This is a genomic window from Hyphomonas sp., from assembly GCF_022844445.1.
Classification (GTDB): Bacteria; Pseudomonadota; Alphaproteobacteria; order Caulobacterales; family Hyphomonadaceae; genus Hyphomonas.
Genome location: NZ_JALHLS010000008.1, coordinates 135385 through 153933, shown reverse-complemented (window position 1 = coordinate 153933; position 18549 = coordinate 135385). Strand labels below are relative to the sequence as shown.

At 64.4% G+C, this 18549-nt stretch carries 16 protein-coding genes and 1 tRNA gene; 9 read left to right on the top strand and 8 right to left on the bottom strand.

What is annotated here, in order from left to right; all coding sequences use genetic code 11:
- The first annotated feature begins 100 nt into the window (after nt 1-100).
- The 4 genes from Q0C17_RS11110 (at nt 101) to Q0C17_RS11095 (ending at nt 3543) form a co-directional block, all read left to right on the top strand.
- Nucleotides 101-736 (top strand): hypothetical protein, encoded by a 636-nt coding sequence (locus Q0C17_RS11110; protein WP_291205917.1) that lies wholly within the window; start codon nt 101-103, stop codon nt 734-736.
- A 43-nt stretch (nt 737-779) separates the two neighbouring features.
- Nucleotides 780-1790: an NAD(P)H-dependent glycerol-3-phosphate dehydrogenase gene (locus Q0C17_RS11105; RefSeq protein ID WP_291205914.1), complete on the top strand. Its 1011-nt coding sequence runs from the start codon at nt 780-782 to the stop codon at nt 1788-1790.
- Between the two features lie 128 nt (nt 1791-1918).
- Complete coding sequence (locus Q0C17_RS11100; RefSeq protein WP_291205911.1) at nt 1919-2524, top strand: fasciclin domain-containing protein; 606 nt, start codon at nt 1919-1921, stop codon at nt 2522-2524.
- Between the two features lie 173 nt (nt 2525-2697).
- Nucleotides 2698-3543: a crotonase/enoyl-CoA hydratase family protein gene (locus tag Q0C17_RS11095; protein WP_291205908.1), complete on the top strand. Its 846-nt coding sequence runs from the start codon at nt 2698-2700 to the stop codon at nt 3541-3543.
- A gap of 48 nt (nt 3544-3591) precedes the next feature.
- Here the strand turns inward: Q0C17_RS11095 and Q0C17_RS11090 are convergent, their stop codons facing one another.
- Nucleotides 3592-4500 (bottom strand): fatty acid desaturase family protein, encoded by a 909-nt coding sequence (locus Q0C17_RS11090; protein ID WP_291205957.1) that lies wholly within the window; start codon nt 4498-4500, stop codon nt 3592-3594.
- A 74-nt stretch (nt 4501-4574) separates the two neighbouring features.
- Here Q0C17_RS11090 and Q0C17_RS11085 point away from each other — a divergent pair, with 74 nt between their 5' ends.
- On the top strand, nt 4575-5387 hold the full coding sequence (locus Q0C17_RS11085; protein WP_291205905.1) for a hypothetical protein: 813 nt from the start codon (nt 4575-4577) through the stop codon (nt 5385-5387).
- Here the strand turns inward: Q0C17_RS11085 and Q0C17_RS11080 are convergent.
- A complete protein-coding gene (locus Q0C17_RS11080; RefSeq protein ID WP_291205902.1) occupies nt 5384-6637 on the bottom strand; it encodes an FAD-dependent oxidoreductase in 1254 nt (417 codons plus the stop codon). The two genes, Q0C17_RS11085 and Q0C17_RS11080, sit on opposite strands and share 4 nt — an antisense overlap.
- Nucleotides 6638-6852: 215 nt before the next feature.
- Between Q0C17_RS11080 and Q0C17_RS11075 the strand changes: the two genes are divergently transcribed.
- Nucleotides 6853-8106, top strand: coding sequence for a hypothetical protein (locus tag Q0C17_RS11075; RefSeq protein ID WP_291205900.1), 1254 nt, complete (start codon nt 6853-6855; stop codon nt 8104-8106).
- Between the two features lie 3 nt (nt 8107-8109).
- Here Q0C17_RS11075 and Q0C17_RS11070 read toward each other — a convergent pair whose 3' ends face one another.
- From Q0C17_RS11070 to lon, 3 genes are all read right to left on the bottom strand, one after another.
- Nucleotides 8110-8868, bottom strand: a complete 759-nt coding sequence (locus tag Q0C17_RS11070) for an META domain-containing protein (protein WP_291205898.1) — start codon at nt 8866-8868, stop codon at nt 8110-8112.
- Nucleotides 8869-8948: 80 nt separating this feature from the next.
- Nucleotides 8949-9024: transfer RNA gene (locus Q0C17_RS11065), tRNA-Val, on the bottom strand.
- A gap of 143 nt (nt 9025-9167) precedes the next feature.
- Nucleotides 9168-11594, bottom strand: coding sequence for an endopeptidase La (gene lon, locus Q0C17_RS11060; RefSeq protein WP_291205895.1), 2427 nt, complete (start codon nt 11592-11594; stop codon nt 9168-9170).
- Between the two features lie 341 nt (nt 11595-11935).
- On the opposite strand from lon, the gene Q0C17_RS11055 reads away from it, so the two are divergent.
- Both Q0C17_RS11055 and parE read left to right on the top strand, forming a co-directional pair.
- On the top strand, nt 11936-12298 hold the full coding sequence (locus Q0C17_RS11055; RefSeq protein ID WP_291205892.1) for a hypothetical protein: 363 nt from the start codon (nt 11936-11938) through the stop codon (nt 12296-12298).
- Nucleotides 12299-12471: 173 nt separating this feature from the next.
- Nucleotides 12472-14475, top strand: coding sequence for a DNA topoisomerase IV subunit B (gene parE, locus Q0C17_RS11050; RefSeq protein WP_291205889.1), 2004 nt, complete (start codon nt 12472-12474; stop codon nt 14473-14475).
- 123 nt (nt 14476-14598) lie between these two features.
- Here parE and Q0C17_RS11045 read toward each other — a convergent pair whose 3' ends face one another.
- Nucleotides 14599-16617 carry a transglycosylase domain-containing protein gene (locus tag Q0C17_RS11045; RefSeq protein ID WP_291205886.1) on the bottom strand — a complete coding sequence of 673 codons (2019 nt, stop codon included), beginning with the start codon at nt 16615-16617 and terminating at the stop codon, nt 14599-14601.
- A 167-nt stretch (nt 16618-16784) separates the two neighbouring features.
- On the opposite strand from Q0C17_RS11045, the gene Q0C17_RS11040 reads away from it, so the two are divergent.
- A complete protein-coding gene (locus Q0C17_RS11040) occupies nt 16785-17237 on the top strand; it encodes a hypothetical protein (RefSeq protein ID WP_291205883.1) in 453 nt (150 codons plus the stop codon).
- 43 nt (nt 17238-17280) lie between these two features.
- Here the strand turns inward: Q0C17_RS11040 and Q0C17_RS11035 are convergent, their stop codons facing one another.
- Together Q0C17_RS11035 and rsmI are read right to left on the bottom strand one after the other, a co-directional pair.
- Nucleotides 17281-17646, bottom strand: coding sequence for a YraN family protein (locus Q0C17_RS11035; RefSeq protein ID WP_291205880.1), 366 nt, complete (start codon nt 17644-17646; stop codon nt 17281-17283).
- The gene (gene rsmI / locus Q0C17_RS11030) at nt 17633-18478 is read right to left on the bottom strand and encodes a 16S rRNA (cytidine(1402)-2'-O)-methyltransferase (protein ID WP_291205877.1); all 846 of its coding nucleotides are present in this window, start codon (nt 18476-18478) and stop codon (nt 17633-17635) included. Before rsmI ends, Q0C17_RS11035 begins: the two co-directional genes overlap by 14 nt.
- Nucleotides 18479-18549: the final 71 nt, after the last annotated feature.

Here is an 18549-nt window from a genome sequence, read left to right as displayed (position 1 = left end):
TGCTGCCGTGACATCGCCTGAGCTTCCCATCAGAACATCCAAGCCGCCTTCGCGGCTGCGTCTCCTCGCTGGCAGCATCTGGCCATCCTTAGCAACGGCATTGTCGGCCATCTTCTCTCTGTTCGGCCTCCCCGTCTTTCTGCTCGCGATGGTCGGTGCGGCCAAGTACCTCCAGCTGTTCGACCTTATTGAACTCAAGGGCTGGGCCTTGAGCATTGTTGAAACCCAGGCCGACGTGCTCGAAGAGATCGCTGAGGCCGCGGCGGCTTACGGGATCAAGTTCCCGGCGATCCTAGCCGACGCGGCAATCATGTACCTTTCGGTCGGCAACACGATGGCGAGAGCTGAGAAGAATGACCTTGTAAGCGTCGACAACGACGACTCCAACCACTGGGCGCTATTCAAGGAGTGGCTCACTCGCGGCCGCGTCGATTCGCTCTTGCTCAGCCTGCCGAAGATCACCCGCGACGGGTTCGTCCGAATTTGCTGGCCCCTTATGATGCTCTACCGCCTCAAGACGCCTTTTGTCGTAAGCGGTCCGGGTCCATCGGGCGATACGATCAGTTCGTCCGTTCCGCGCCGCGAACTCGTGGCTTTCGCGCACATGGTGACCGAAGCGCACCAAACTTGGAAAGGGCAATCGGTCCAGGACTTCCGGCAGATTTTTGTCTGGCACGTCGTCCTTGTGCTCGGCGCCACATCTCTTTCGGCCTACGTATTCAAGCTCCTCGGCTGAAGCACCGCTTGCTCCCCATCCCAGCCTGCGCCACAACGCCCCCATGACAACGCACTTCAAGAAAATCGGCGTCATCGGCGCTGGCGCCTGGGGCACCGCCATCGCACAGATGCTGACCCGCGAGGGTCAGTCTGTTCTCCTCTGGGCGCTTGAGCCCGAGGTTGCAGCCGCCATCAACACACGCCACGAGAACACAGTCTTCCTGCCGGGGGTCTCGCTGAACCCCGCCCTGAGCGCGACGACCCATCTCGGTGATCTCGCCGGCGTCGACGCCCTCTTCTGCGTCACACCGGCCCAGCATACCCGCGCCACGCTCTCCCGCCTCGAAGGCTGGTTCAAACCGCAGGCTCCGGTCGTCCTCTGCTCCAAGGGCATCGAGCTTTCGACTGGCAAATTCATGACCGAAGTTCTCGCCGAAGAACTCCCCGATGCCGTGCCCGCCGTCATGTCCGGCCCGAGCTTCGCCATCGATGTCGCCAAAGGTCTGCCCACCGCCGTTACCCTCGCGATCCAGGACGCCGCCCTCGGTGCTGAATTGATCCAGGCCATCTGCACACCCACATTCCGGCCTTATCTGGGTACGGATCTTCTGGGGGCGGAGATTGGCGGAGCTGTAAAGAACGTCCTTGCCATCGCCTGTGGTATTGCGCTCGGAAAGGGCCTTGGCCGCTCCGCCCATGCCGCCCTCATCGCGCGCGGCTATGCCGAGATGACACGTCTCGCCCTCGCCCTCGGCGCCGAAGCCGAAACGCTGACCGGCCTATCCGGCCTCGGCGATCTCGTGCTCACCTGCTCCTCGGAAACGAGCCGCAACATGTCCCTCGGCCTCGCCCTCGGCGAAGGACAGGCGCTGGCCGATGTCCTCGGCGCGCGCAACTCGGTCACCGAAGGCGTCGCCACGGCCCCCGTCCTGCGCCAGCTCGCCCGCTCGAAAAACATCGAGATGCCGATCTGCGAAGCCGTGGCCGCAGTGGTCGAAGGCGAGATCAGCGTCGACGAAGCGATCCTCGCGCTCCTGATGCGTCCGGTGAAGGCCGAGACCGTCAAGGCCTGACCGGCCACCCTTTCGCCGGCGCGTTCACGTCCGCGTGATCGCGCCGGCCAATCCCTGCCGGGCTTCGTAAGACGCGCATCGGAACAAGCCACTGTCCGATTTGAACACGAGCCCCGATGGAGCCCCTGATGAAATTCCGTACACTGTTACTCGGCGCCGCGGCTGCCGCGCTCGCCGCCGCCTGCACGTCGACCGACGCCGCAACCGAAACCGCCCTAGCCGCACCGGCCGAGAAAGCCGCTGCTGCCGAAACCACCGTGATGGTCGGCGGCGCCGCGATGTATCCGAGCAAGAACATCGTGGAGAACGCCGTGAACTCGGCCGACCACACGACGCTCGTCGCCGCCGTCACTGCCGCGGGCCTCGCCGAAACCCTCTCCAGCCCCGGCCCTTTCACAGTCTTCGCGCCCGTCAACGAGGCCTTCGCGGCCTTGCCCGCCGGTACGGTCGACACGCTCCTTCTTCCGGAGAACAAAGACGCCCTTGTGAAAGTGCTCACCGCGCACGTTGTCGCGGGTGACCTGAAGGCCGCCGACCTGATCGCGCTGGCTGAAGCCAATGGCGGCACCGCGACGCTGACCACCGTCAGCGGCGACACGCTCACCTTTGCCGTCGAGGGCGGCGCAGCCGTCGTCACCGATGAAGGCGGCGGCAAGGGTACCGTCACAATCGCCGATGTCGACCAGTCGAACGGCGTCATCCACGTCGTCAACCGCGTCCTCCTGCCAAACTGACATCCGGGGTCGGAAGGCCCCTGCAGTCCCCTGCGCAGCGGGCCTGAAGAGGGGGGGAGCGGGCAACCGTTCCCCCTTTTTCCTGCGCCCGGCCCGCGCGCCCTTCACCCGCGGTTACCCCTCGCCGCCGCGCGCGCGCCTGCTACACTCCTGCCAAACGGAGGAACAAACCCATGCTCAAGACATCCTATGAAGCCTTCAAGGTGACGATCACCGATAAGGTCGCTCACATCCAGATGAACCGCCCCGAAGCGATGAACACGATGAACAAGGCCTTCTGGAACGAGCTTCCGGAAATCGTCCGTACCATCGACCAGAACGCGCTCGCCCGCGTCATCGTCATCTCATCCACCGGTAAGCACTTCTCCGCCGGCATGGACACCACCGTCTTCACCGGCCCGCGCCCGGCCGGCCCGCAGGATCGCTACGTCGCCGCCGAGGCTTTCCGCACAAACGTCAAGGCGATCCAGGCCTCCTTCAACTGCATGGAAGAGGCGCGCATCCCGGTTCTCTTCGCCTGCCATGGCGGCGTCATCGGCGGCGCCATCGACATGATCACCGCCGGCGACATCCGCTGGTGCACGAAGGATGCTTTCTTCTGCATCATGGAAATCAACATCGCGATGACCGCCGATGTCGGCACCTTCCCGCGCCTGCAGCGCTATATCCCTGAAGGCTGGGTCAAGGAACTTGCCTATACCGGTCGCCGCATCGACGCGGCGAAAGCCAAGGAAATCGGCCTCGTCAACGACATCTACGACACGCACGAAGAGCTGATCGCCGCCGTCATGGCCACCGCCCGCGAGATTGCCTCGAAGAATCCCGTCGCCGTCACCGGCTCGAAGGTGCTGATCAATTACGGCCGCGACCACAACACCGCCGACACGCTGGACTATATCGGCATCTGGAACGCCGCGATGTTCCCGCCGACCCACATGGCCGAAGCCTTCGCCGCCCGAGCCGAGAAGCGCGAGCCGGTGTTCCCGGACCTTGCGCCGTATCGTTCGGAGCCGATGTAGTTCCGGATATCCCCCACCTTCTGTCGCGCCGCGACGGGAGGTGAGGGCCTACTGCGGCGCCATCATCTGCGGGGCGTCGCTGCGCACCGCGCGGCGCAGAACATCGCCATAGCCGCGCGAGATGCACGCATAGCCGTCATAATAGCCGCGCGAGGCGAGCAACCTGTGCAATTTGCCCAGGTTGTAGGGCGGAATGCTCGCGAACATGTGGTGCTCGAGGTGATAGTTCACGTCGTTCGGCGCGATGAACACGCGCTGCCAGAACGGCGCCACGGTCGTGCCGGTGTTCAGGCGCGCATCCAGGCTCGTACGGTCCTGCGCCGTGCCATGCTCGCCGATCTGCCGAAGGCGGACAATGGCCGGATATACGGTCAGCTCCGCCGCCCACCACATCAGGTAGGCCCACGGCGCGCCCGCCAGCGTCAGCGCCCCCAGCAGCAGCACGTGGAAGGTCAGCCACGGCCAGTTCTTCGACAGCTTGAAGTTCCTTATCTTGCGCAGCGTGTCCCGGTACCCGGTCTGACCTGTCAGATCACGGAAGAACTTGCGCTTCAGGCTCTCCTTCGAGACGGGGTAGCTCTTCACGAAGCCGATATCCGGATCATCGGGCGTGCCGGCATACTTGTGATGCTTCAGGTGATAGGCCCGGTAGGCATGCAGCGAGGTATTCAGCGGCGCGCCGCACAGCCAGTGGCCTACAAACTCGTCCACTTTCGGACTGCTGAAGAAGGCATGATGCGCGCAGTCATGGTTCATCACGCCGAGCGCCAGCAGACGCCCGCCCAAGATGATGATGCCGAGCAGTATCGTCAGCGGGTTCGGCCATACTATGGCGATGGCAAAGGCAAAAACGATCAGGCCCCAGGTGAAGGCGAACGAGGCCGCCGCCTTCAGATCGGACTTCTTGCGCAGGTCCCGCAATTCGTCCTTGGACAGCGTGTCCGACAGTTTCAGCATATTGGCCACGGCAAGCCTCCCGGCAGGATCTCTTTTAGTGATTTATTACATGATCCGTCATATGATGTCAAAGTATGTTCTATTTTGAACCCCTCGCCCCGGCTGATGTCTCCGCCCGCGCCCTTGTCCTGTCGCTGATCAGCGGCGCCGAGGCCGGACCACAATCAATCGCGCGTCTCATCGGTGCCGCCGCACTGTTCGGCATCGAGGCGCCGGCCGTGCGTGTCGCGGTCACCCGGCTGATCAAGGAAGGCCTGCTCGAAAGCCCGGATCGCGGCCTTTACATGCCTGGCCCCCGCGCCCGCGCGCTCACCCGCCGCCTGCAGGACTGGCAGAATGTCCGCCGCAAAATCGCCCCCTGGAAAGGCGACTGGCTGATCGCACTCACTCACCATCTCGGCCGCAGCGATCGCAAGCAGCTGCGCGCCCGCGAGCGCGCCCTCACGCTTACCGGCTTCCGCGAGACGCCCTCTGCCATCTGGGTGCGCCCTGCCAACCTCTCCGACGGTCTCGCAGACCAGCGCGCTGACCTGATCGCCCTCGGCGCCGATGAAACCCTCACACTCCTGCGCGCTTCCGGCATTGCCGGCGAAGCCCCCTCAAGCTGGCCCGCCCTGTGGTCACCGGACGCACTCGACGCCAACTACGCCGCCGCCATGCGCGCCATGCAGCAAAGCCTCGCCCGCCTGCCCGGGCAGCCCGCCGACGTTGCCGCGCGCGAGACGCTCCTCATCGGTCAGGCCGTGCTCCGCCTGATCAACCTTGATCCGTTGCTGCCGGCAGAACTCGGCAACCAGGCGGATTTCCTTCGTATGGTCGACCAGATGCGCGCCTACAACGAAACCGGCCAGGCCTGCTGGCGGGACTACTACGCTGCCGCCGGCTAACCCGCCCGCTGCACCAGATCGCGCACCGATTGCCGCGACCGTTCGACCACGGATGAAACCAGCTCGTGCGAGAAGGTCGCCCCACTGAACCAGGTCCGCTTGCCGCCCTGGGCCTCGCGCATCGCCGTGAACAGGCCGTCCGCCACCGCCTCGGCGCGGTACTGCGGAAAATACTTCCAGGTCCGCGCATAGATCACGGTCTCGACCGTCACGCCAAGCCGTTCGATGTCCGACAGCAGGATCTCGCGGAGTTCCGGCGGCGTCAGGCCGTTGGAGAACTGCCCGGTCACATAGAGCCGCGCGCCATCCTCCATTACCTCGCCTTCTCGGCGCGAACCGAGCATCGCGCCGCGCAGCGACGGGTTCTTGCAGGCGCGTGAATAGCCATGCACCTGCGCGCCCGTGAACCAGTTCTTTGAGGAGACCAGCGTCGTCGTGTAGTTCTGCCACTCCACACCGTCGAGGATCGCCTGCTCTGCAGGCAGCAGGTTCGTCAGGCGGGCAAACTCATCCATCGGCAAGGTCGAGACCAGCGCGTCAAAGCGCTCGCGCCCGCCGCCGGAGACCACGACCACGCTGTTATCGCGCCGCTCGATCTGCTCGATGCCCGCCTCCAGCCGGATGTCGAACCGCGTCGCAAACCGCTTCCAGAACTCGCTCCAGCCTTCCACCGGCATGTGCATGTCGTTCAGCACGCCGGAGATCAGCAGGTCGAAATCACACCACTGGACCGTCTGCCCGATGGTCACTTCCTGCGCATAGCCATAGCCTTGCGCCGGCAGGATACGGTGCATGGCAAGATCCAGTTTGGGCAGGTCGAGGCGCGCCAGCCACGCGTCCACCGTCATCGACGCCTCAGCCAGAACGGCCGGTTCAGACGGCGCCTCGGCAATCCGCCTGCGCAGCCGCCCCGCTTCCGCCACGAACTTCAGCGCCTGCACCGCCAATGGCGGCCCAGCGCCCTTTTTCACATAGTCGACCACCGGCGCATCGTCATACCGCGCCTCGCCCAGCCGCCTCAGGTGAATGCCGTGCTGCTTCATCCAGCGCTTGACGATCACATGCTGGCGCGTGGTGTAGCAGGTCCCCATCTCATTGAACGCATCGCCGGTGCTGAACGAGAAAGACTTGCCGCCGATCCGATTATCCTTTTCAAAAACAACGGCCTGGTGGCCGGCCTCAAGGATAAACTGAGCTGCGCTCAGCCCCCCGGGGCCCCCACCAATGACCGCGATTTTCAACTTCTGCATGCCCGCACATCCTCGCGCCGCGCCTGCTCGTGCCAGCCTGACGGCGCCCTGTCCACATCCGGATTGGTCCGCGTGCCCATTTGCCCGCCTGTTGCACACGGGACACCATTCGCAAGCTGAAGGGCCAGGCTGGTTAACAAGTCGGAAACACGGGCGCGAAAATCCGTCCGGCCACTCAAGGCTGAAAACAAGGTTTCCCTGCCATAAACGCGGCCATGAGTGATACGCACAACTTCTTGCGGTATGTCCTGACGGGCAAGCCGAACGAGGACGCCGCCATTGGCCCGCGCGTACGCTTGCAACAACATCTCGACCTTGCGCGCGCCGTCCAGCTGATGGCGCTGATCACCATCTTCAACACGATAATCGCAGCCTACGTCGCCTTTTCGATGACGCAGGAATTGATGGTCGCGGCCTGGGCCAGCACAAACTTCGTGATGGCCGCGCTGATGCTGTTCGACTTTGCCCGCAAATCCGGCAGGCCGACCCCGAAAACCGTCAGCGGCCGCTACGTGCTGCGTTCGGAAAGCATGTCGATCTTCGTCGGCTTCGTGTTCGGCAGCCTTCCGCTCTACCTGTCGTCTGACCCGTTTGACTCGCTGATCTTCGCGAGCCTCTTCACGGTTTCGATGTGCGCCGGCCTGATGTGTGTCCTGCCGCGCAACCCGCGCCTCGTCATGCGCTATCTCGTCGGTTCGGTCCTGCCGCTTCTGGTGCACATCTGCATCCACTTCAGCGACCGCATGATCGCCATTGCGATCGGCCTCTCGCTCCTCTTCTTCACGATCTATTTCGGCGCCCGCGCGGCATTCAAGCTGTATCTGAAAGAAGTGAGATCCGTCGAGGAAGCCACCCAGCTTCGCGAAATCCTCGAGGTCGCCCTCGACGGCTCCGGCCAGGCCTTCGCCGTTCTGTCGAAAGATGGCAAGGTCGTCTTCGAGAACGAACTCTACACGCAGGTCAAACCCGCGCTGCGCAATGTCGAATCCCTCGGCGGCGTTGTCCACGCGCATGACCGCTACTGGCAGACCGCCAATTACGAAGTCGACAGCATCGGCTCGGTGGAAATCTTCACCGACGTGTCGCGCATCGAAGACGCCCGCCAGGAAGCTGAATCGCTGCGCCAGGAAGCTGACGAAGCCAGCCACGCCAAGACGCGCTTCCTGCGTTCAGTCACGTCCGAACTTCTGGTGCCGCTCCGCACCATCCGCCTGCAGGCCTCGATGATGGATGCAGGATCACGCATCCCGGTTACCAAGGCCGACATGAACCGCGCCGCCGACCAGATCCGCCTTCTGACGGAATCGCTCGAAGGCCGCGTCGAGCAGATCATCGGCTATGCCAGCGGCGACGCGACCCAGGCCGACCTCGCTGCCACCGCAGACCTGCGAGAAGCCGACACGAACCCGGTCCTCAAGCTCGAAAGCTTCCTGCGCCGCAGCCTGCGCACCGGCCAGCCCGGCCAGTAAAACCTATCGGCGCGCGGCAATCCGCTCGCCGTCCGGGCCGTCCATGCGCAGCGCGCCAGTCTCATCTACACTGAACATCGTGATGCCCACCAGCGCCTCCAGGAAGGCGCTCTCCTGCGTCATCAGCGCCCCGTCGCACGCCTTCTCGGTATAGGTAGGATCGCCGATGGAGAGGCCCTCCCCGGTCAGCGTGTACGGCGCGCCATACGAATTGCAGCCACCCGATCCGCCGATTTTGTCCGCTTTCGGATCAAACATCATCGTTACGCTGAAGCCGCCCACAAGGCGCTCGCCCCGGATGGTCTCCACTTGCCAGGCCGCACCGGTGAGTAGCGATTCTGTGTCCCCGCCGCAGCCCTTGAACACTTCATCGCCCAGCGTCACAGTCACGGTCTCCGGATAGGGAAGACCGGACATCACGTCGGCGCACGGCGCGTTCAGCACTGTCACCGCCAGACCGCCCGGCTTTTCGAAATACTCAATCCCGCCCTCGATCGCCTGCGACGGCGGCAGTACTGCCGTGTGACTTTTCTCGCCGTACGCATATGAGAAATCCGCCTTGCCGTTCTCGATCGTCAGGATCCATCCTGGCTCCTGCCCGCGCGCGGTCCATTTCGCAGGCGCAGCGACCTCTAGGGCGGGTTCTGCAACCGACGCCGCCGACTGGGCCGGAGCCGCCTCTGGCGCAACCGCCGCTTCGCGGGCACAGGCGGCCAGGCTCATCGCAGCGGCAACCATCAGGGCTGAGCGACATGAAATCATGGGACCGGTCCTCACCTGTTTCTGCTGGTGGCGACTTTACAGCTCCGTATGGCGAATCCACGGCAACAGCGATGGGAGACTGGTGGGCGATGACGGGCTCGAACCGCCGACATCCTGCGTGTAAAGCAGGCGCTCTACCAACTGAGCTAATCGCCCCCGCCGCCTCTTTGCCGGGCGACGCGGTGAAAGGCAAGTGTGGTTCGGCTTGGCCGCGCCAGTGCGTTCATGACCCCAGAACAAAAAAAAACCCCGCCTCCGTGGCCGGAATCGGGGTTTTTGATTTCAGATCCCTGGCCCGCTCAGTGCGGCGCGCGGATCGTGTCGGAGTCTCCGGTGCTCACGCCCGGTCCGCCCGTGAGGCTCGCCTGCAGCGCCGCTTCGTCGGCTTCAGACCACTCGATCGGCACCAGCGGGCGCGTCAGCGCCAGCTTGAGCACTTCCTGGATGTCGGAAACCGGGATGATCTTCATACCCGTCTTCACGTTCTCCGGGATCTCGTCGAGGTCCTTCTCGTTCTCCTTCGGGATCAGCACCGTCTTGATGCCGCCGCGCAGGGCAGCGAGCAGTTTCTCCTTGAGGCCGCCGATCGGCAGTACGCGTCCACGCAGGCTGATCTCGCCGGTCATCGCCACCTCGCGGTTCACCGGAATGCCGGTGAGCAGCGACACGATGGCCGTCGTCATCGCCGCGCCGGCGCTCGGGCCATCCTTGGGCGTCGCGCCATCCGGCACGTGCACGTGGATATCCGTCGTGCTGAACGCAGTCGGCTTGATGCCGAGCGAAACCGACCGTGCACGGACCAGCGAGCTGGCCGCCTGAATCGACTCCTTCATCACATCGCGCAGGTTACCCGTGACCTTCATGGCCCCGCGTCCCGGCATCTTGACCGCCTCGATGGTGAGGAGGTCACCGCCGACTTCGGTCCAGGCAAGGCCGGTAACGGCGCCCACCTGGTCGGTTTCGTCGGCCAGGCCATACCGGAACTTCCGCACGCCGGCGAAGGTCGCAAGGTTGTCCGACGTGATCGTCAGGCTCCCGGCCTCGTTCAGCGCCAGCTCACGCACCGCCTTGCGGGCAAGTCGCGCAATCTCGCGCTTCAGGCTGCGCACACCGGCTTCACGGGTGTAATAGCGGATCAGGTCGCTGATCGCGCCATCCGTGACGATCCACTCCTCGGCTTTGAGGCCGTGATCCTCCCGCACCTGAGGGATCAGGTGGCGCTTGGTGATCTCGAGCTTCTCATCCTCCGTGTACCCCGCAATCCGGATGATCTCCATCCGGTCCAGCAGGGGCTGCGGCATGTTGAGCGAATTCGCCGTCGTCACGAACATGACGTCGGAAAGGTCATAGTCGACCTCAAGATAGTGGTCGTTGAACGTCGAGTTCTGTTCGGGGTCCAGCACTTCGAGCAGGGCCGAGGCCGGGTCGCCCCGATGGTCCATGCCCATCTTGTCGATCTCGTCGAGCAGGAACAGCGGGTTGCCGCTCTTCACCTTCTTCAGGCTCTGGATCACCCGTCCCGGCATCGAGCCGATATAGGTGCGCCGGTGGCCACGGATCTCGCTCTCATCGCGCACGCCGCCGAGCGATACGCGCACGAAGTCACGCCCCGTCGCTTCCGCGATGGACTTGCCGAGCGAGGTCTTGCCGACGCCCGGCGGGCCGACGAGGCAGAGGATGGGTCCCTTCAGCTTGCCAGTGCGTTTCTGCACGGCAAGGTATTCGAGGATTCGCTCTTTCACCTTGTCGAGACCGTAGTGGTCATCGTCGAGCTGTTTTTCGGCCTTGCGCAGATCCGTGACGATCTCCTTGCGCTTGCCCCAGGGCAGCGACAGCAGCCAGTCAAGATAGTTGCGCACAACGGTCGATTCGGCCGACATCGGCGACATCTGACGCAGCTTCTTCATCTCGGCCTCGGCCTTGGTCCGGGCTTCCTGAGAGAGGGGCGTATCGGCGATCTTCTGGTCGAGTTCGGCCAGCTCGTCGCGCTCGCCGCCTTCCCCGCCCTGATCGCCCAGCTCGCGCTGGATCGCCTTCATCTGCTCGTTCAGGTAATACTCGCGCTGGGTCTTCTCCATCTGCCGCTTCACGCGGTTTTTGATCTTACGCTCCATCTGGAGCATGCCCATCTCGCCCTCCATCAGGGCGAACACCTTCTCGAGCCGGTCCTTGGCGTCCGGCATCTCGAGCAGTTCCTGCTTTTCGGAAAGCTTCACAGAGAGGTTCGAAGCCACCTGGTCGGCCAGCCGGCCCGGCTCGCTCATCTGCCCGATCGAAGACACAGCTTCCGGCGGGATCTTGCGGTTCAGCTTCACATAGCTCTCGAACTGCTCCTGCACGGCGCGCATCAGGGCCTGGATGTCCCCGCCCGCGCTTTCCGCTTCCGGCACTGTCTCGATCTCGGCCTCGAAATACTCGCCGCGGTCATGCAGCTCCACGAGCCGCGCACGCGACTTGCCCTCAACCAGTACCTTCACGGTGCCGTCTGGCAGCTTCAGCAGCTGCAGGATGGTCGCCAGCGTGCCCACCTGGTGCAGGTCGCCGGAACCAGGGTTGTCGATGGCGGCGTCACGCTGGGCCACAAGCATGATCTCGTTCTCGCTCTCCTCGATCATCTCGAGGGCGCGCACGGACTTGTCTCGGCCGACAAACAGCGGCGCCACCATGTCGGGGAAAACAACGATGTCCCGAAGCGGCAACACCGGTACTGTCTTCGATCTTGGCATGTTCATGCCTCCTTTACGTGAGCCCTGACTGGCAGCGACCCGGATACCCTAGTTCGCCGAATTGGGCGATTGTCAGGCGATGTGAATGATTTGGAAACCTCGGGTCCCAGCTTCAAGCCGCACTCTGCTCAACAAAGGTGTGAATTCCGCTGATCGTGTCTTTGAGGCGAGAGGACGGTGAACCGCAGGTAAATCTGGTATTTGGCACCTCGCGCGGCCCCCGAGAGCGCACTTTACCCTGCACGACAGGGCGATCCGGCGCTGCCGGCCGTGCGTCGCTGAGCCTCTCGACACGCGGGCCTGATCCGGCGCAGTCTCTTCAGGCTCAATGGAGACCTGCCATGCACCGTCTTGCCGCCACTGCCCTGTTCCTCGCCCTCGCCGCAGCTGCGCCCGCCAGCGCCCAGCTGGAAGGCCGCCCGGCCCTTGACCTTTCGGAAACCGGCAAGACGACCGGCACCGGCGCCGATACCGCCTTCGCCCGCTCTGTGGCCACCCGCTACGCCGGCGGCATCTCCGCAGACAGCATCCGGGCCGACCTGGCCGCCCAGGGCTTCGATTGCGCCGCAGACGGCACCTATTGCACCCGTGCGGTCATGGTCGGCCCCTGCGCCGATGGCTGGACCGTCGACATCGGCGAAGACGGCGCGCTCGGCAGCACGCTGCAGCGTGTCTGCATGGGGGCTGCGGCCGACGACGAGTAGCTCCACCCGCTCCGGCCGCGGCGCCTGGCCCCTTGCCGGCGTCCGCGAGTCCGGCTTCATACCGCCTCCCGGCAGAAAGCTGAGGGTTAAAGAGCCATTAAAGGTTTCTGCCTCTATCTGTCAGGACGATTCCGCCGGGGATTCCGGCGCCCCAGAGACGGAGAAACGGTCCCATGTCCTCAGCCCGGCAACTGAAGTCCGCCGACGACCTGCTGACCGGCTCTTCGGGCTATTCCGCCAAGGATATCGAGGTCCTGGAAGGCCTTGAGCCCGTCCGCAAACGCCCCGGCATGTATATTGGCGGCACCGACGAGCGCGCCTTCCACCACCTCTTCGCCGAAGTCCTCGACAACGCCATGGACGAGGCCGTTGCCGGCTATGCCAACCGGATTGAAATCAAACTCACCAATGACGGCTACCTGACCGTCACCGACAATGGCCGCGGGATCCCGGTCGATCCCCACCCGAAATTCCCCAAGAAATCAGCCCTCGAAGTCATCATGACGACGCTGCACTCGGGCGGTAAGTTCTCGGACAAGGCCTATTCCACCGCCGGCGGCTTGCACGGGGTCGGCATTTCGGTCGTCAACGCACTCTCCGAGCATGTCGAAGTCGAAGTCGCACGCGACCGCACCGTCTACCGCCAGGAATTCTCGCGCGGTACGCCGATGGGCAAGCTCGCCAAAGTCGGCACGACGCCCAACCGGCGCGGCACGAGCGTAAGGTTCAAGCCCGACCCCCAGATTTTCGGCGACAAGCTGCGCTGGCGCCCCGCGCGCCTGTTCGGCATGGCACGTTCCAAGGCCTATCTCTTCCGCGGCGTTGAAGTGCGCTGGTCCTGCGATGCGGACCTGCTGCCGGAAGACTCGAAAATCCCCGCTGACGCCATTCTCTCCTATCCTAACGGCCTCGCCGACCAGTTGCAGGAAGTCTTCCACGACAAGGCGACCATCACCGAGCAGCCCTTCACCGGCCTTGTCGACATGGGCCATGACGGCAAGTGCGAATGGGCCATCGCCTGGACCCAGGCCGGCTTCGGCGAGCAGGACGGTTTCGCCCGCTCCTACTGCAACACCATCCCGACCCCCGAGGGCGGCACCCATGAGGCCGGCTTCCGCTCGGCCATCACCAAGGGTCTTCGCAACTTCGGTGAACTGACCGGCAACAAGAAAGCTGCCGAGGTCACCGCCGAAGACGTCATGGGACATTCCGGCTTTCTGCTCTCAGTCTTCATCCGCGGCCCGGAATTTGTCGGCCAGACGAAAGACAAGCTCTCCTCTACGCACGCCTTCCGCCTCGTCGAGAACGCCGTGCGCGACCACTTCGACCACTGGCTCGCCCAATCACCCAAGGAAGCCAACAAGCTCCTCGCCTGGGCCATCGACCGCGCCGACGAGCGCGCCAAACGCCGCAAGGCAAAGGAAATCAGCCGAAAGTCGGCCACCAAGAAACTCCGCCTTCCTGGCAAGCTGGCTGACTGCTCAGCCAAGGGCCCGGAAGGCACCGAACTCTTCCTCGTCGAAGGCGACTCGGCCGGCGGCTCCGCCAAGCAGGCCCGCAACCGCGAGACCCAGGCGATCCTGCCCCTGCGCGGCAAGATCCTGAACGTCGAAAGCGCGTCCGACGACAAGCTGATGGGCAACCAGGAACTCGCCGACCTCTCGCTTGCTCTGGGTACGGAGCTTGGCCGCAAGTTCAACCTCGATGACCTGCGCTATGAGCGCATCATCATCATGACCGACGCCGACGTTGACGGCGCCCACATCGCGGCGCTGCTGATCACCTTCTTCTACCGGCTGACCCCCGGCCTGATCGAAGCGGGCCGACTCTACCTCGCCCAGCCGCCGCTGTATAAGCTCGCGAACAAGGGCAACATCCACTACGCGATGGATGATGAAGACCGGGCCCGGATCACCAAGGAACACTTCAAGGGCAACCAGAAGATCGAGCTGACCCGCTTCAAGGGTCTCGGCGAGATGAACCCCGCCCAGCTGAAGGAAACCACCATGAGCCCCGGCAGCCGCATCCTCGCGCGCGTCACCCTGCCGGACTCGATGGACGAACTCACCGAAATGAAGCCCGCCGACCTCATCAACACCCTGATGGGCAAGAAAGCCGAACTCCGCTTCAAGTTCATCCAGGAAAACGCAGCCTTCGTCGAAGCACTGGATATCTGACCTTCTAATCCCTCTCCATTCGGGGGGAGATCAGAGACCCTTGCCTGGCAATGGGAGGCGAGGGCCTTCACCAGACCCGCTGGCCTCAGGATCGTGCCAAAAGCAGATTGGAAGGGGCTCGCCTTACTCTACCTGCTGAACAATACCGCCGCCCGTGCTCGCGGTCACAGTCCCGCCCGAGGCACTGCCGAACGCCTGCGCGAGGCCGCGGTAAAAGGCGATGCGGTCTTCCGCATCCGGTGAAAGCACCAGCGCACGTCCCGCCCCGAAGAGCGGCGCAGGTTTCTTGTCCTCATGCGCGATTTCCATAATGTCAGACCAGAGGTCGGCCGGAAGGCCACCGCCTGTCACCCGGTTCATCGCGCTGTCATCGTCATTGCCGACCCACACGCCGCCAACATAGGCGGAGGTGAAGCCGATGAACCAGGCATCGCGCCAGTCCTGACTGGTGCCGGTCTTGCCCGCCACGGTCCAGGCGCCGAAACGCGCCTTCTGGCCAGTGCCGATAGAGGCATTCACCACCCGCGTCAGCATGGCATTCATGTCGGCGGCATAATCTTCCGCGTACACACGTTCCGGCTCAGTGGCCGGCTGCTCGAACAGCACATTGCCGCGCGTATCGGTCACTTTCGCGATGATCCACGGCTCCATCCGCTTGCCACCGGACTGGAACACGCCATAGGCGCCGGTGATCTCCCACAGGTTAACCTCCTGGCTGCCCAGCGCCAGCGAGGGAAAGGGCTGCATCTCGCTCCTGATGCCGAAGCGCTTGGCGAGGTCTATCACGCGCGCGGGATTCGACTCGTTGCCGAGTTCTGCGGCCACTGTGTTGGTCGAGCGCGTCAACGCCTCGCTCAACGTCATCGGGCCGATATACTCACCGTTATAGTTCACCGGCTTCCACTTGCCGATGCTGATCGGGCGGTCGTTGAACACGTCATAGGGCGAGTAGCCATCTTCCAGCGCCAGGGCGTACACGAACGGTTTGAAACTCGAGCCCGGCTGGCGCTTGGCCTGCGTCACGCGGTTGAAAGGTGAAGCCTTGTAATTGGTGCCGCCGGTCATCGCCACCACGCGCCCATCCTTGCCGAGGATCAGCGCTGCCGCCTGCCCCGCTTTTGCCGCCGGACCATCCTTCTTCATCCGCTCGGTGATACGCTGTTGCACACGTGCCTGCAGTTTCGGGTCAATCGTCAGCGTCACCACCGCGTCGCCGGGCACGCGCGGCATCACCGCCGCCAGCCGCTCGGTCGCCACATCGATCACATAGCCGAGTTCGGCGTCGTACACCGGCGGCGTGATAATGCTGATGTCTGCGTCCAGCGCGGCCTTCTCTTCTTCGCGCGAGATGAACCGCTCGGCGCGCATCTCGCGCAGCACATAGCTCTGCCGGTCCTTCGCCCCGGCCAGGTTCTCGCGCAGGTTCAGTTTCGACGGCGCCTTCGGCAGCGCTGCCAGCAGCGCGGCCTCCGCAATCGTGATCTGGTCAGGCGCCTTGCCGAAATAGTAACGCGACGCGGCATCAATACCGTAGAGGCCGGAGCCGAAATAAATGCGATTGAGATAGAGCGACAGGATCTCATCCTTCGTCATCTTCTTCTCGAGCTGGCGCGCCAGCGTGATTTCCTGCGCCTTACGCTGCATCGTCTGGCCGGAATGCAGCACCAGGTTCTTCACCACCTGCTGGGTGATCGTCGAGGCGCCAGAAACCGTCTCGCCGGCCGCTGCATTCGACAGCGCTGCGCGGGCGATGGCCGCTTCGTCGGCGCCGTCATGCTGATAGAAGCGCTTGTCTTCCGCCGCGAGGAAGGCCTGCGGCACGTGGCGCGGCAGGTCCTTCACGTCGATGGCCCGGCCGTAGCGGGGGCCCTTCACGGCCACGGTGACCCCGTTCGCGTCCACGAACTCGATGGCGGGTTCGCGGTTGGCGTCCCACAGCTCTGCAATGTTGGTTGGCAGTTTTGGCATACCGTTGTGCAGGCTGTGCCATTTCCACGCCGCCCAGAGGCCGCCGGCCAGCAGGATGCCGCCCACCGCGAGGACAAGGTAGCGCACCGCGGGGCTCTGCCGGCGCAGGAAGGCCGGCGTCGGCACGCGCACGATGCGGGGCAGGTTCGGAGGGGTGGGAAACTGGTTGGTCATGGGTGCGGGCGTTCTCGCTCTGCCAGGCTGAACCTGCCGTGAAAGCGCCAGCCTACCTGATAGAAGATTACGGCAGCGTGAAGGCGCACCGTCTAGGGACACTTCCCTAGCGTGCGCCGGCGCAAAGGGTGGTAAGGGACTCTCAGATGCAACCCGGGATTCCTCACATGCGACCTCTGCTATTTGCCCTCGCCGCGACAGGTTTGGCCCTCGCCGCAGGGTGCACCCCGGCCACCGAGGCGCCCGTTTCTGTGCCGGTCGAAGTGCCGGACGCCGCTGCCCCGGCCCCGGCTCCGGCCCCGGCTCCGGCCGGCCCGGTCATCGACGCGGCCGCCCTCGGCATCCCGATGGACGAAGCCTCCATCGCCGACGGACGGGAGATTGCCGTCCACAACTGCTCGAATTGTCATGGGCTCGACCAGGCCGCGAGCCTGCGCGCCGATGCCCCGCCGCTGCGCTATATTCTCTCGGTCTACCCCGCCGCCTCCCTCGCCGAGGACTTCCGCGCCGGCATCCATGTCGGGCACGAAGACATGCCCGGCTTCGTCTTCGGCGACCTCGGCATGGACGTGCTGCTGAGCTACCTCGTTTCCATTCAGGAAGCGCCCCCGCCGGAGTGACTTCGTTGCCATTCGCCCGCTTGAAGAAGAGGGGCCCAGGTAGCTAGGCCATTCCCGGCCGCCACGCATCCTTCAAGTGCGAGGGCAGATAGCCCGGTGCGATCGCTATGATGTCATACCGCCAGCCGCAGTCGTGAAATCTCGGCCGCTGCGCCAACCAGGTCTCCGCCGCCCGCGCAATCCGGCGCCATGCGGCGGGGCTCACGCAGCCAAGCGCCTCGTCCAGCGTCGCGCGCTCCTTCACCTCGATGAACACGATCACGTCACCCTTGCGCGCCACAAGGTCGATCTCGCCGACCGGCAGGCGCACCCGGCGCGAGAGGATCGTGTAGCCCTTCGCCCGCAGCCACCAGGCCGCCAGCGCCTCGGCCCTGCGGCCACGCGCTTCGGCGGCCTCACGTTTGCCCATCGCCGGACTTTATCTGGAGGGCGCGCTGGTAGACGTCGCGCTTCGGCAGGCCAAGCGCTTCGGCGACCGAAGAGGCCGCCGCCTTGGTCGGCATCTCGTTCAGCGCCACCCGCAGCGCCGCGTCGATATCTGCCGCTGTCGCAGCCACCTGCTTGGGCGGGCCGACGAGCAACACGATCTCGCCGCGCGGCGGACCGGCCTTGTCATAATGGGCGGCCAGCTCTGTCAGCGTGCCCCGGCGGGTTTCCTCAAACAGCTTCGTCAGCTCGCGCGCTACCGCCGCGTCCCGGTCGCCGAGCACGGCGGCAAGATCGGCCAGCGACTCTGACAGCCTCGGCCCGCTCTCATAGAAAACCAGCGTTGCCGGCACCTGTTTCAGGCTCCCGATCTCGGTGCGGCGCGCGCCGGATTTCGGCGGCAGGAAGCCCGCAAACAGAAACCGGTCGCTTGGCAGGCCGCTCGCCACCAGCCCCGCCAGCAAGGCGGACGCTCCCGGCACCGGATAGACCTTGATGCCGTGTTCCAGCGCTTCGTGGACCAGCTTCCAGCCCGGATCGGAGATCAGCGGCGTGCCCGCATCCGAAACCAGCGCAATCCGCGCGCCCTCCTCCAGCCGCTTCAGGAGGCCCGGCCGCCGTTCCGCCCCATTGTGGTCATGGTACGGGCTGAGCCGGGCTTTAATCCCGTAAGCGGACAACAATTTCGAGGCCACCCGCGTGTCTTCCGCCAGCACTTCTTCTGCGCCGCCCAGAATATCGAGCGCCCGCAAGGTGATGTCGCGCAGATTACCGATCGGTGTGGAGACAACATAAAGTCCGGGCGCTACAGCCACGGGCGGTTGCCCGGCCCGCGCCCCCACAATAGACTCTCCCTCGTCGGGAATCGCATCGGCGCCAGAAGGAT

What these genes read in the sequence shown, in the direction of transcription:
- parE (WP_291205889.1), top strand. Translation starts at nt 12,472, where the DNA reads ATGTCCTCAGCCCGGCAACTGAAGTCCGCCGACGACCTGCTGACCGGC.
- Q0C17_RS11045 (WP_291205886.1), bottom strand. Translation starts at nt 16,617, where the DNA reads ATGACCAACCAGTTTCCCACCCCTCCGAACCTGCCCCGCATCGTGCGC.
- Q0C17_RS11075 (WP_291205900.1), top strand. Translation starts at nt 6,853, where the DNA reads ATGAGTGATACGCACAACTTCTTGCGGTATGTCCTGACGGGCAAGCCG.
- lon (WP_291205895.1), bottom strand. Translation starts at nt 11,594, where the DNA reads ATGCCAAGATCGAAGACAGTACCGGTGTTGCCGCTTCGGGACATCGTT.
- Q0C17_RS11085 (WP_291205905.1), top strand. Translation starts at nt 4,575, where the DNA reads ATGTTCTATTTTGAACCCCTCGCCCCGGCTGATGTCTCCGCCCGCGCC.
- Q0C17_RS11105 (WP_291205914.1), top strand. Translation starts at nt 780, where the DNA reads ATGACAACGCACTTCAAGAAAATCGGCGTCATCGGCGCTGGCGCCTGG.
- Q0C17_RS11035 (WP_291205880.1), bottom strand. Translation starts at nt 17,646, where the DNA reads ATGGGCAAACGTGAGGCCGCCGAAGCGCGTGGCCGCAGGGCCGAGGCG.
- Q0C17_RS11080 (WP_291205902.1), bottom strand. Translation starts at nt 6,637, where the DNA reads ATGCAGAAGTTGAAAATCGCGGTCATTGGTGGGGGCCCCGGGGGGCTG.
- Q0C17_RS11095 (WP_291205908.1), top strand. Translation starts at nt 2,698, where the DNA reads ATGCTCAAGACATCCTATGAAGCCTTCAAGGTGACGATCACCGATAAG.
- Q0C17_RS11070 (WP_291205898.1), bottom strand. Translation starts at nt 8,868, where the DNA reads ATGATTTCATGTCGCTCAGCCCTGATGGTTGCCGCTGCGATGAGCCTG.
- Q0C17_RS11040 (WP_291205883.1), top strand. Translation starts at nt 16,785, where the DNA reads ATGCGACCTCTGCTATTTGCCCTCGCCGCGACAGGTTTGGCCCTCGCC.
- Q0C17_RS11055 (WP_291205892.1), top strand. Translation starts at nt 11,936, where the DNA reads ATGCACCGTCTTGCCGCCACTGCCCTGTTCCTCGCCCTCGCCGCAGCT.
- Q0C17_RS11100 (WP_291205911.1), top strand. Translation starts at nt 1,919, where the DNA reads ATGAAATTCCGTACACTGTTACTCGGCGCCGCGGCTGCCGCGCTCGCC.
- Q0C17_RS11090 (WP_291205957.1), bottom strand. Translation starts at nt 4,500, where the DNA reads ATGCTGAAACTGTCGGACACGCTGTCCAAGGACGAATTGCGGGACCTG.